Below are 12403 nucleotides of genomic sequence, written 5' to 3'. Positions count from 1 at the left end.
ATTTGGCGCACTTTGATTAAACATTGTCGCCATTCGATTTGGATAAATATCGTTCAAATTCCTATGATGTCTCTATCGAAAAGCAAGTTCCTTAAAACTTTAGTTGAGAGACAGAATATGAACACAGTTAAAGAAAAAATCGTTCTCATCACAGGCGCATCATCTGGTATGGGAAAAGCATTTACCAAAGCATTACTCAAAGAAGGTGCAACTGTTTATGCCGTTGCTCGTCGCGTTGATGCTATGCAAGAACTAAAAGCACTTGGTGCTCATACATTAAAAATGGATATTACCAATCAGGATGATATCGACCAAGTTGTGAAAACTATTGAAAAAGAAACCCAGGGTGTTGATATTTTAGTTAACTGCGCAGGCTTTGGTATGTATGGTGCAATGGAGGATACTACCCTTGCCGATGCACGCTATCAATTTGAAGTGAATCTGTTTGGTATGGCCTATTTAACCCAAAAGGTTCTGCCTAGTATGCGTAAAAAAATGCAGGGTCGAATTATCAATATTTCATCAATGGGTGGGAAAATTTATACCCCACTTGGTAGTTGGTATCATGCGAGTAAACATGCAGTTGAAGGCTGGTCTGACTGTCTACGTTTAGAGTTAAAATCATTTAATATTGATGTTGTTGTCATTGAACCGGGTGCTATCGCAACTGAATTTGCAGATGTAATGGTCCAACCTATGCTTGAACGTTCAGGGCAAAGTGCGTATAGCCATATGGCAGCCGCAGTTGCTAACTCAACACATACCTCTGTTGAAAAAGGTGAACTTTCAGACGTGCAAGTTGTCGTTGATATGCTGATGAAAGCTGTTCATGCATCCTCACCTAAAACACGTTATGTGGGTGGCAAATATGCCAAACTGATGATATTTGTACGTAAATGGTTTGGCGACCGTGTGTTTGATCGTATGGTGATGTCAGTTATTAAATAAATGAAGTGACCCATATAAGTTTAATGTTGAGATGCTCAAATGAAATATGCTTCAAATTTTGCCCTAAATACCAACTGGAAGTTATTACTGAACGACCTAGGCATAAATCTTGAAGATGCATTACGTTTGGCATCTCTACCGCTTGATTTATTCAACCGTAAAGATGCAAGCCTTACGCCCGTTCAATATTTCAATTTTTGGCACGCAATTGAACAACTTGCAGGAATAAATGACTTACCTTTAAAAATCGGTCAAATGATTACAGTTGAGCTTTTTGACCCAGCGATTTTTGCCTGTATTTGTAGTCCCAACTTCAATATTGCGATACAGCGTCTATCTGAATTTAAAAGACTGATTGGGCCAATGCAGTTACAAGTAGCAATTGATAACGACACAACAACGCTAGAACTCAAATTTTATAATGTATCTACGCCAACGCCGCAAAGTCTTGCCATGTCAGAACTGGTCTTCTTTGCTCAATTAGCAAGAATATGTACAAGACATCAGGTTATACCTTTGAAAGTTACACTGCCCGATTTACCTAATAATCTGGCGGAGTACAAAACATTTTTTGGCGTACTTCCACAAAAAAGTGAACACATTTCAATTGTCTTTTCACGCCAAGATGCTGAACGTCCTTTTTTAACAGCCAACCCGACCATGTGGTCTTTTTTCGAGCCAAACTTGCAACGTAGTCTTATACAGCTTGATGAAGATGCAACAGTTAGCGAAAAAGTTAAAGCTATACTTTTAGAAAACCTACCTGCTGGACTATGTACAATAGAAGATGTTGCACAACGACTCGCGATGAGCAAACGTACGCTACAACGGCTACTTTTAGAAGAGCAAACTAATTTTAAAACGCTTTTGGATACAACACGTCAATCTCTTGCCCAACATTACTTAGAAAAGTCATCAATGAGTACAGGTGAAATTTCATTTCTATTGGGCTTTCAAGAGCACAATTCTTTTAGCAGAGCATTTAAAAACTGGACGGGTAATACTCCACAAGAATATAGACTTATGCATTAATTCCTAACGCGGTTTATTCAATAACCATTCCAGATTTTGGCGAACCGCAGGCCACTCATGTTTTAAAATGCTATAAACATGAGTGTCCCGCAAAATATCATCTTTCACAATTTGATGGCTTCTTAGCACACCGTCTAGCTTTGCACCCAAGCGTACAATCGCGGCTTGGCTTTGAACATTTAAAGAAGATGTGCGTAACTCAACCGCAATACACTTTAAAGTCTCAAATGCATGAGCCAACAATAGCTTTTTACACTCAGTATTTACAGGCGTACGCTGTGCAGATTTGCGGTACCATGTCGAACCAATTTCTACACGGCGATGCGCTTCTTCAATATGCATGAGTGTTGTCATGCCCAACGCTCGTCCCGTTTTTCGGTCTTCAATATAAAAAGGCAACATAGAGCCGGATTTTTGCAAATCAAGACGTCTTTCAATTTCAGCAGTCATCTGTTCAGGTCTTGGCACACGGGTATACCAAAGATTATAGAGCTCCCCATCGCAAACGGCCTCTTTGAGCGCTTCAGCTTGAGTTACATCTAGCGGCTTTAAAATAACGTGCTCACCCACTAATTCAACAGGTGTAGTCAAAGACATCTTTATCTCCTCAATTGATCTTAAGCTTTTATATTTTCAAAATTATTTATTTAACTCAGCCACACTGTACATGGCATTCGCTATAGTTTGATGACCAGATTTCGATAGGCCATCTGCCGCACCTAAAATGTCTCGGCGTTCTTTGTTTTGCCCAAGTTTTGATTTCCCTTGCAGCTTGGTAATTTCAATCTCAATACCTACAATGGCTTTTAACATCAGTTCAAGATAATCCTTTGGTGCATCGGACATTTTCCATGGTTCAGGTTGAGATGCTTCATGAGTACGGGTTAAACGAGCCACCACACCACGAACATAACGCTCATCATCTCGAATTGTCACTTTGCCATAAGCATGCACAACCCTATAGTTCCACGTCGGTACTTGTCTGTGCTGTTCATGTTTAGATGGATACCAGTTTGGTGAAATATAAGCATCGCCTGCTTGAAAAACGACCAACACCTCATCTCCATTTTTAATGTCCTGCCAAACAGAATTATTTCGTGACACATGGGCATGTAGCATGCCAAATTTCCCTTCATTTGCTTGCAACTCGAATGGAAGATGATTTGCATCTAAGCCATTACTTCCATGCGTAAAAAGCACCCCAAATGGATAGTCTGCAATAAGAGAATGCAATACATCCAAACGGTTTTCTGCAAAATCATCAGGGATATACATGGCTAAAAACCTCGCTGTAAATATCAGGGCTATTTATATTTTGTGTTGTAAATTTTCTGGTTTATGTGGTTTATTAAAAAGAACCACTTTGCATTTTTTTAAGTAGACCAGAATTATGGCAAGAATGGCAAAAGTTGTGGAACTTCCGTCTATTGCAAAGATTGATAAAAGCCAAGGAAAGATAAGTGCTCAACTGACTCAAGCTTTACGTGAAGCTGTACAAAGTGGTGATTTACAACCCGGCGATCCATTGCCTTCTTCTCGTGAACTAGCTTTAACCCTAGGTGTCGCTCGCGGAACCATTATTGAAGCTTATGATCAGCTTTTAGCTGAAGGTGTGTTTGACTCTCAACCACGAACTGGCACTTATGTGTCTCATGCTTTGGTTAAAACACCTGTAATACAACATTCATCAAAAGAAAATAAACCTAACTCGATATCTTTGACCAAATCGGCACGTTCATATGCCAAAGTGCTTGATGAATTTAAGCCACTTCCCCATGTTCCTTTTGCGGTATCTGTCCCCGTCGGCCGTACTCAACCAAGTGATATCTGGCGTAAATTTGGTAATAAATTTAGATCTCGGGGAGCAGGTGTTCCTTCAGGATATGGCGAACCCCAAGGTGTATTATCACTAAGAATTGCTATAGCAGACTATGTACGACGCTCACGTTCTGTCCACTGCGAACCTGAACAAATTGTGATTACGCCCGGCATTCAACAGTCACTTTATATTTGCAGCCAAATTTTATTTGAAGCGAAAGATGAAGTTTGGGTTGAAGATCCAGCTTATCGTGGGACAACAGCCATTTTTGAGCATACTATGCAAAACATTCGAATGGTGCGTGTTCCTGTTGATGAAGAAGGCATTCAGGTTGAAACCGGAATTAAGCTTTCTAAACATGCCCGTGCTGCGTTTGTAACCCCATCTCACCAATATCCACTTGGCATGCCAATGAGTCTAGCAAGACGTACAGCTTTATTAGCTTGGGCAAAACAGCAAAATGCATGGATCATTGAAGATGACTATGACAGTGAACTTCGCTATAACGGTCAGCCCTTCCCATCTTTACAAGGCATGGCACCTGACCAAGTCATTTATCTTGGGACTTTCAGCAAAGTCTTATTTCCATCGCTTAGGCTTGGCTATGCCGTGTTACCTAAAGAACTGGTAGCTCCTTTTTGTGGGCTAAGAGTATTAATTGATCGACATCCACCTGCTGCCGACCAGCATGTTTTGGCTGCTTTTATTCAAGAAGGCTATTTAGAGCGGCATATCCGACGGACTCGGAATGTCTATGCGGAAGTCCGTGAATACATTATTGGCTTGATTGAAAAATACATACCTCAAGAGCTTGCTTGGTTACAACCGGGCGATCAAGGCATGCACATGGTGTTATGGCTTGCTCAGCATATTAATGATATTGACGTTGCAAGCTCGGCAGTCGATGCAGGTATTGCCATTAAAGCAATTTCACCGACATTTTCAAAAGAACAGCAACGTTCGGGTCTGATTGTCGGTTTAGGGGATTTTGAACCCGAACTGATGCAACAAGCTATCAAAAAATTATCAAAGATTATTCAACAATATGACAGGCCTTTTTAGATAAGGCCTACAACAGCAACCATAGATGAATGGCAAATGGCCCAATGAGTACCATTAAAATACCTGCAATGACCATGGTTAAACTGGCAATTACACCTTCTTCACTATTGCGCTGCTGTGCTCTAACTGTACCAAAACCATGCGCTGCATTACCAAAGGCCGCCCCATTGGCCACATTAGAACGGATTTTAGTAATCGCTAAAATTGCATCGCCACAAATCATACCGACCAAACCGGTAATAACGGTAAATAGGGAAACCAATGCTGCCGAACCATGAATATCTTCAGCTAAAATCATGGCAAAAGGTGTTGAAATAGAACGTGCCATCAAACTGTTGGTGACTTCAGGGCTAAAGTGAAACCACTGCGCCATTTTATAAGCAGTCATCACGCCTACACTCATGCCGACAATAATCGCAATCGTAAGAACTCCGAGGTTTTTACGAATCGTTTCCCGATAACGATAAATCGGTATAGCGAAAGCTACCGTTGCAGGACCTAATAAATTAACAATCCACTGGGTATCTTCTGAATAAGTTTGGTATGAAATTCCAAAAATCGTCATCAAAATGATGGTAAGTACAGGCACGCTAATTGCGGGTGATAACCAAAGTTTTGGATGTTTCTGATAGATTCGCTTTGCCACAACATAAGCGACCAAAGTCCAGATGAGACAAAGAATTGACCAGATATTCATGTCATTATGCTCTTTAGATATGCTTATGTTGAAGACGTTTTCTAGCCTGTAAATAAGCCTTCAAACGATTGTAATAATGAATAGTCAGTGAAGTGCTTAACATGACTAAAATGGTTCCAACAGCAATGCTTAAGACGATTTGCCATCCTTCGGTCATAAACAGGGTTTTATACTGGACAACGGCAACGACTACAGGCACAAAAAACAGTAATAGCTCACCTAAAACCACGGTTGCTCCCATTGCCACCTGATCCATTTTGATAATTTTAAAGAACAGGCATAAAAGCAATAAAAACATACCTAAAATACCTGCCGAGACAGGCACACCGAGTTTTTGGTGTAAGAGATACCCGATCCACCAAAAACCAGCCAAAATGAGAATTTGTTTAACTAACACGAACAGTGATGGTTGTGAGGGTGTTCCAGAAGCAGATTCAGTACTCATTTTTCGAAATTAAATGGTTAACTACACTATTATGCTAGCTTGGTTAAACCTGCTAAATATGAATTATTCATGTTAATATTATTCCAAAATGGAATAACCTATTCTTTATTATGCTTTCTCTAAAATCATTACAGTGCTTTGTTACTCTGGTTAAAACTAAAAGTTTTACCCGTACTGCTGAAGAGTTATATCTGACTCAGCCCACCATTAGTAAAATATTACAACAACTCGAAGAGCAGCTTCAGGTACAGCTTTTGGTTAAACCCGATCATGGACGAAAAAGACAAATTGAATTAACTGAAATTGGAGAGCGTATTTATCAACATGCAGTCGAGCTTCTTCAAGCAGAGCAAAACATCTTTCTTGAAATAGAAAACTATCAACAATTAAAAACAGGTACTTTAAAACTTGGCGTTCCACCTTTAGGTTCGCAGCTCCTAACGACTGCCCTATTTGACTTTCATCGTCAATGGCCAGATATTGAATTGGCTTTTATGGAAGTGGGTTCACGCGGTATTGAACAAGCTTTGCTTAACAATGAGTTAGACGTTGGCGTTTTATTGCAGCCTTTTGATGAACAAACTTTTAATAGCATCGAGTTATGTAACTACCCTTTAATGGTTCTTTTACGTCGGGATGCGACTTGGGCAACCCGTAAAAAAATAAATCTAGAAGAGCTACAACACCAATCATTTTTAATGTTTCCTGAAAATTTCTCTTTAAACAGTATTATTCTCGATGCCTGTAAGCAGCATGGTTTTTACCCAACCATTGCTTGCCGTACCAGCCAATGGCACCTCTTGGCAGATATGGTTTTACAACGCATGGGAATCGCGCTTCTCCCGCAGTATTATACCGACATGCTTGATCCTAGTTTATTTGCAGCGGTACCACTCGAAAAACCAAATATTCAGTGGCACTTAGTGATGGCTTGGAAAAAAAATCTTCCTGTTTCACCAGCAGTACAAGCTTGGCTTAGCATTGTTCGTCAACATTTTCAGCACATTAAACCCTAACGTTGACCACCGAAATAGCTTAGTTCAAAAACCGATAAAGCTTTTCCACAAAAAAGCTACCCAATCTTGGCTTAGCTCACTTAGACTAGACCCATCTGTTTATCATACGGACAATAACAATGAATAACGAGCATTTTAAGCTGTATACAGATTCACAATTTCTAAGTCCCTATGCATTTACAGTTTTTGTAGGACTACACGAAAAACAAATTCCATTTGAAATAGCAACCATCGACTTAGGTCAGCAAGGCCAGTTTGAAACATCTTTTGTAGAAAAGTCATTAACAGCTAAAGTGCCTGTACTTGAGCATAACGATTTTGCCTTATCAGAATCTTCTGCCATTTTGGAATATCTTGAAGAGCTTTATCCAGACACAGCTATTTATCCCAAAGATATTCAAGCTCGCGCAAGAGCAAGACAAATACAGGCATGGCTCAGATCGGACTTAGTGGCACTAAGAACTGAGCGTCCAACCGATGTTATTTTTATTCAGCCCAAGTCCACTCCACTTTCCGAACAAGGCCAAAAAGCAGCAGAAAAACTTTTCTTTGTTGCAGAAAAACTTCTTGCGTCTGATGCCGAATTTCTTTTTGGTTCATGGAGCATTGTGGATGCTGAACTTGCATTAATGTTGCAACGTCTTATTCAAAATGGTGATGCTGTACCAGAGCGCCTAAAAAATTATGCATTACAGCAATGGCAACGTCCGACCGTACAAAAATGGCTTGCCTTGCGACATAAATAAATCCTTATATTTACACCAAACATGAGATAAAAAATGAGTAATTCAAACTATATTCCTCCACAAGTTTGGCAATGGACTGGAGAAAAAACCGATTTAAACCAACCTACCTCAGGTGCGCGTTACGAGCATACACTTCCAGTAGGAAAACATCCGCTCCAACTCTACTCTTTAGCAACGCCTAATGGTCAAAAAGTTACTATTTTGCTTGAAGAGCTTTTAGCGTTAGGACATAAAGATGCTGAATATGATGCATGGCTGATTAAAATCGGTGAAGGACAGCAATTTGGTAGTGGCTTTGTAGACATTAATCCCAACTCTAAAATTCCAGCATTGGTTGACCATAGCCAAAACCCGCCATTAAGAGTATTTGAATCTGGCTCAATTTTGCTTTACTTGGCTGAAAAGTTTAAAGCGTTTATTCCGACTGATATTGCTGCACGTACTGAATGCCTCAATTGGTTATTCTGGCAAATGGGCAGTGCACCTTACTTAGGTGGTGGTTTTGGACATTTTTATGCTTATGCCCCTGTTAAAATTGAATATGCGATTAACCGCTTTGCAATGGAAACAAAACGCTTACTTGATGTATTAGATCAGCATCTGGCAAAAAACGAATATTTGGCTGGTTCTGAATATAGCATTGCTGATATTGCAGCGTTCCCTTGGTATGGCGGTCTTGTTAAAAACTGGGTGTATAACGGCGCGGAGTTTTTAGGTGTCGATCAATATAAAAATGTTCAACGTTGGGCAGATGCGATTTTAGCGCGCCCTGCGGTACAACGTGGCCGTATGGTAAATCGTACCTTTGGTGATTTAGCTACGCAGTTGCATGAACGCCATGATGCGAGTGATTTTGAGACCAAGACTCAAGATAAATTGCAGAATCAGTCTTAAAAATATCATTTAGTTTTTGACTTACCCGCAAGATATTTCATTTTTGCGGGTATTCAAAGTTGGCAAAATAACTCGTGTATAACTCACTCAGCCAAGCTACAAAAACTCGTACGCGTGGTGAGAGCTGCCGATGCTGCGGATATAAAGCAGAAACTGACATCTTCGGAATTTCCCACTCAGATAAAACCTGAACCAGTCGCCCACTTTTTAATTCATTTGCCACATGGTAGCGCGGTACTTGAATTAAGCCAGCCCCTTGTAAGGCAGATAATACATAGTTTTCAGCATCATTTACCGCGATCCAACTTTTCAAAAAATAATCTTGTTTTTTGCCATTCACCATCAATTCAAATGGATAATTCCGTCCGCCTGATGTCGAAAAGAAATTGACACAATAATGTGATAATAAATCTTCTGGTTGCTCTGGCGTTCCATGTTTATTTAAATAGTCAGGACTTGCACAAATCACTTGCGGCATATCGATCAAATGTCTAGCAATTAAAGTGGAATCATCCAAACGTCCCGCTCTCACCACGCAGTCTATGCCTTCCCTAATCAGATCAACCAAGCGGTCACCCGTACTGATTACCAGTTCAATGTCGGGATACAGTTGATGAAATTGATCGATATTGGGTAAAACAATTTTAGTCGCATGTGCGCCTGATAAATCGACACGTAATAAACCACGGGGCTGAGCAATTACATTCCGTAAAGATGATTCGGCATCATCAAGTTCCGATAATATTTGTGTGCAGCGTTCATAAAATGCCTGTCCATCTAGTGATGGTCTTACATGCCGAGTCGTCCGCTCTAATAAACGGCACTGTAAATTACTCTCTAACTCTTTAATGGCGTTACTTGCTGTAGCGCGTGGGATATTCAGCTGATCGGCTGCCTGACTAAAACTACCCAGCTCTACGATGCGGGTAAAAAGTTGCAAGGTATCAAATTTATCCATAGTGCTCGCTTTTAACCCTGTCTATTATTAATAAATATGGAATTATCTTATCCAATTCTGATGATTTATCCCATATTTCTATATTATTAAAATAAGCCATACTTAATCAAATAGGCAATCTAAAAATGAATATTTCAAGAAAAACAGCTCTGGTTACTGGTGCATCACGTGGTATTGGCCGTGCTATTGCAGAACGTTTAGCTCAAGATGGTTTTTATGTGATAGTTAATTATGCTGGCAATAAAGTGCATGCCCAAGCCACTGTAGAACATATTATTGAGCAAGGTGGTCAAGCCTTAGCTATTCAAGCGGACGTTGCAAATGAACATGAGGTGAGCCGTTTATTTCAAGAAGCAAAAGCCATTAATGGTCAAGTAGATGTGGTAGTTCATAGTGCCGGTATTATGCCTATGGCAAAAATTACACCTGAAAGCCTGCCAGATTTCGATAAAGTGATTCATACCAATTTACGTGGCTCGTTTTTAATATTGGCGCATGCTGCCGAAACAGTGCCAGATAGTGGTCGGATTATTGCACTTTCAACCAGTGTAATTGCCAAATCTTTTCCGGCATATGGTCCTTATATTGCTTCAAAAGCAGGTGTCGAAGGTTTGGTACATGTGTTAGCAAATGAGTTACGTGGACGCAATATCACTGTAAATGCCGTTGCGCCCGGCCCGATAGGCACTGACCTTTTTTATAATGGAAAAACTGAAGAGCAAGTGGCGGCGATTGCAAAACTTGCTCCATTGGAACGAATCGGGACACCTGACGAAATTGCTGGCGTAGTGGCCATGCTGGCTGGTCCAGATGGGCGCTGGGTAAACTCTCAAGTCATTCGTGTAAATGGTGGATTTGCTTAATTTTAAAAACCGTGCGGATTATTTTAATCTGTACGGTTTTTACTAAATAATAAAATTTCTTAAATCTATTTTATTTTAATAACTTTATAAGATTAACTAATACTGTTTTATATAAAATATCCACCGCTCTTATTTATCAAAATAATATATATAAATAGATATTCCTTATTTTTGCTTATATTTAAAACCGCGTAAATTGAACCTTAACAATCTGAATCAAAGATAAGGATATATTCAATGAACGCTAAATTAAATACTGAAACTCCACAAAGTTTTATCTCAAATGGTTCAAATACATCCTTTTCAGCCGAAGATATTCTTGCTAAAGCGCAGCAATATGCACAAGAACACGAACTAAATTTTAGTGGCAGTTTATCACCTGTTGACGCATGGCAACTCGTACAACAAGGAGAAGCTGTTTTAGTTGATGTGCGTACCAATGAAGAACGTAAATTTGTGGGTTATGTCCCTGAAAGTATCCATGTTGCATGGGCAACAGGCACATCATTTAACCGTAATCCACGCTTTTTAAAAGAACTTGAATCAAAAGTTGGTAAAGACAAAACCATTCTTTTGTTATGCCGTAGTGGCAACCGTTCAGCACAAGCTGCCGAAGCCGCATTTAATGTAGGTTTTGAACACATTTATAACGTTCTTGAAGGCTTTGAAGGTGATCTAAATGGACAGCAACAGCGTAATCAGAAAAATGGCTGGCGCATCCACCAACTTCCTTGGCAACAAGACTAATACTTCAATCAATTTTCAGTGAATCAAGGAAAGCTTGTGACTCAATGGAACATTAATGCGGTTGTACAAGGTTTACAACAAGCAAGGCATGACTGGCGTCAGCAGCAACACAGGACCAAAGAATTTGGGGGCCGTGAACTTCCATCTAAAGAAGCTTTAAAGGCCATTTTAGATGACCTGTGCGGGATTTTATTTCCAATGCGTTTAGGCCCTGCCGACTTACGTCAGGAAACTGAAGATTCTTATATTGCCTATACTTTAAATCGGGTACTAACAGCTTTACATGCTCAAGTACAACTGGCTTTAAATTATGAAGCGAAACGACATTTGAGTCATTCAAGCCTAGTGCAGCAGCCACAAGAACTTGCTCAAACTATTGTGCAGGATTTTGCCAACACTTTGCCCTCTATACGGCGCCTTTTAGACGGCGATGTGCGGGCGGCTTATGAAGGTGATCCAGCAGCACATAGTGTAGACGAAGTATTACTCTGCTATCCGGGCATATTTGCGATTATCTATCACCGAATTGCCCATCAGCTCTATGCTCAAGTGCCTTTATTGTCACGCATTATTTCGGAGTTGGCTCACTCTGCAACAGGTATTGATATTCATCCGGGTGCACAAATCGGTAAAGGATTTTTCATTGATCATGGTACGGGTGTGGTGATTGGTGAGACTTGCGTGATTGGGGAACGCGTTCGTATTTATCAGGCCGTGACCCTTGGAGCAAAACGCTTTGAAACCAATGATGATGGTGGTTTGAAAAAAGACTATATACGCCATCCAATTGTTGAAGATGATGTCGTGATTTATGCAGGCGCCACTATTTTAGGTCGTATTACGATTGGTCGAGGGTCAATTATTGGGGGGAATGTTTGGCTAACCCATAGTGTTGCTGCAGGTAGCCAGATTTTACAGTCACCGAATGAGTCTTATCAAAAAAATCATATTGCCGGTTAAAAACTATAGATGTGAAATAAATAGATAAGGAGATAAATAAACAAAGAACGTGCAGATTAATAAAATGCTTATTTCTAGTTTAAATATATTTTTATTTAGAAAATAGATAACTCATTAATAAGCTCAGTATTTAAAAAATTTATAACGCGATTTTAATTTTAAAACCAGAACTAATTCTAGTTTATATGCATCCTAGAATTTTTATTTTCAAAAAGC

General features: G+C 39.8%; 14 protein-coding genes. 9 read left to right on the top strand and 5 right to left on the bottom strand.

Annotated elements, in window-relative coordinates; genetic code table 11:
* Window positions 1-117: 117 nt before the first annotated feature.
* On the top strand, window positions 118-948 hold the full coding sequence (locus ACG59Z_RS09485) for an oxidoreductase (RefSeq protein WP_002045697.1): 831 nt from the start codon (window positions 118-120) through the stop codon (window positions 946-948).
* A gap of 39 nt (window positions 949-987) precedes the next feature.
* A complete protein-coding gene (locus ACG59Z_RS09480; RefSeq protein WP_000872515.1) occupies window positions 988-1980 on the top strand; it encodes an AraC family transcriptional regulator in 993 nt (330 codons plus the stop codon).
* 3 nt (window positions 1981-1983) lie between these two features.
* Here the strand turns inward: ACG59Z_RS09480 and ACG59Z_RS09475 are convergent, their stop codons facing one another.
* Together ACG59Z_RS09475 and ACG59Z_RS09470 are read right to left on the bottom strand one after the other, a co-directional pair.
* Window positions 1984-2577, bottom strand: a complete 594-nt coding sequence (locus ACG59Z_RS09475) for a GNAT family N-acetyltransferase (RefSeq protein WP_002045672.1) — start codon at window positions 2575-2577, stop codon at window positions 1984-1986.
* A gap of 42 nt (window positions 2578-2619) precedes the next feature.
* Complete coding sequence (locus ACG59Z_RS09470; protein ID WP_005132251.1) at window positions 2620-3255, bottom strand: FMN-binding negative transcriptional regulator; 636 nt, start codon at window positions 3253-3255, stop codon at window positions 2620-2622.
* 115 nt (window positions 3256-3370) lie between these two features.
* Here ACG59Z_RS09470 and ACG59Z_RS09465 point away from each other — a divergent pair, with 115 nt between their 5' ends.
* Window positions 3371-4861: a PLP-dependent aminotransferase family protein gene (locus ACG59Z_RS09465; protein WP_005132254.1), complete on the top strand. Its 1491-nt coding sequence runs from the start codon at window positions 3371-3373 to the stop codon at window positions 4859-4861.
* Window positions 4862-4868: 7 nt separating this feature from the next.
* On the opposite strand, the gene ACG59Z_RS09460 is transcribed toward ACG59Z_RS09465, so the two are convergent.
* Both ACG59Z_RS09460 and ACG59Z_RS09455 read right to left on the bottom strand, forming a co-directional pair.
* Window positions 4869-5558: an LrgB family protein gene (locus ACG59Z_RS09460; RefSeq protein WP_001028713.1), complete on the bottom strand. Its 690-nt coding sequence runs from the start codon at window positions 5556-5558 to the stop codon at window positions 4869-4871.
* Between the two features lie 13 nt (window positions 5559-5571).
* Complete coding sequence (locus ACG59Z_RS09455; RefSeq protein ID WP_000102767.1) at window positions 5572-6003, bottom strand: CidA/LrgA family protein; 432 nt, start codon at window positions 6001-6003, stop codon at window positions 5572-5574.
* A gap of 110 nt (window positions 6004-6113) precedes the next feature.
* Between ACG59Z_RS09455 and ACG59Z_RS09450 the strand changes: the two genes are divergently transcribed.
* From ACG59Z_RS09450 to yghU, 3 genes are all read left to right on the top strand, one after another.
* Complete coding sequence (locus ACG59Z_RS09450) at window positions 6114-7019, top strand: LysR family transcriptional regulator (protein ID WP_075400381.1); 906 nt, start codon at window positions 6114-6116, stop codon at window positions 7017-7019.
* A 119-nt stretch (window positions 7020-7138) separates the two neighbouring features.
* Entirely contained in the window at window positions 7139-7765 is a 627-nt protein-coding gene (gene yfcF / locus ACG59Z_RS09445) for a glutathione transferase (protein WP_272242446.1), read from the top strand.
* A 33-nt stretch (window positions 7766-7798) separates the two neighbouring features.
* Window positions 7799-8659 (top strand): glutathione-dependent disulfide-bond oxidoreductase, encoded by an 861-nt coding sequence (gene yghU / locus ACG59Z_RS09440; RefSeq protein ID WP_272251790.1) that lies wholly within the window; start codon window positions 7799-7801, stop codon window positions 8657-8659.
* Window positions 8660-8696: 37 nt separating this feature from the next.
* Here yghU and ACG59Z_RS09435 read toward each other — a convergent pair whose 3' ends face one another.
* Window positions 8697-9617 (bottom strand): LysR family transcriptional regulator, encoded by a 921-nt coding sequence (locus ACG59Z_RS09435; RefSeq protein WP_400198956.1) that lies wholly within the window; start codon window positions 9615-9617, stop codon window positions 8697-8699.
* A gap of 125 nt (window positions 9618-9742) precedes the next feature.
* Here ACG59Z_RS09435 and ACG59Z_RS09430 point away from each other — a divergent pair, with 125 nt between their 5' ends.
* From ACG59Z_RS09430 to epsC, 3 genes are all read left to right on the top strand, one after another.
* The gene (locus ACG59Z_RS09430; protein WP_005132260.1) at window positions 9743-10480 is read left to right on the top strand and encodes an SDR family oxidoreductase; all 738 of its coding nucleotides are present in this window, start codon (window positions 9743-9745) and stop codon (window positions 10478-10480) included.
* Between the two features lie 237 nt (window positions 10481-10717).
* Window positions 10718-11227: a rhodanese-like domain-containing protein gene (locus ACG59Z_RS09425; RefSeq protein WP_005132261.1), complete on the top strand. Its 510-nt coding sequence runs from the start codon at window positions 10718-10720 to the stop codon at window positions 11225-11227.
* Between the two features lie 18 nt (window positions 11228-11245).
* The gene (epsC, locus tag ACG59Z_RS09420; RefSeq protein WP_136512706.1) at window positions 11246-12187 is read left to right on the top strand and encodes a serine O-acetyltransferase EpsC; all 942 of its coding nucleotides are present in this window, start codon (window positions 11246-11248) and stop codon (window positions 12185-12187) included.
* Window positions 12188-12403 lie beyond the last annotated feature (216 nt).

This window comes from Acinetobacter sp. ABJ_C1_1, assembly GCF_044684115.1.
In the GTDB taxonomy this organism is placed as follows: domain Bacteria; phylum Pseudomonadota; class Gammaproteobacteria; order Pseudomonadales; family Moraxellaceae; genus Acinetobacter; species Acinetobacter nosocomialis_A.
The sequence above is the reverse complement of the archived record's forward strand: the minus strand, read 5'-3'. Positions and strand labels throughout refer to the sequence as shown.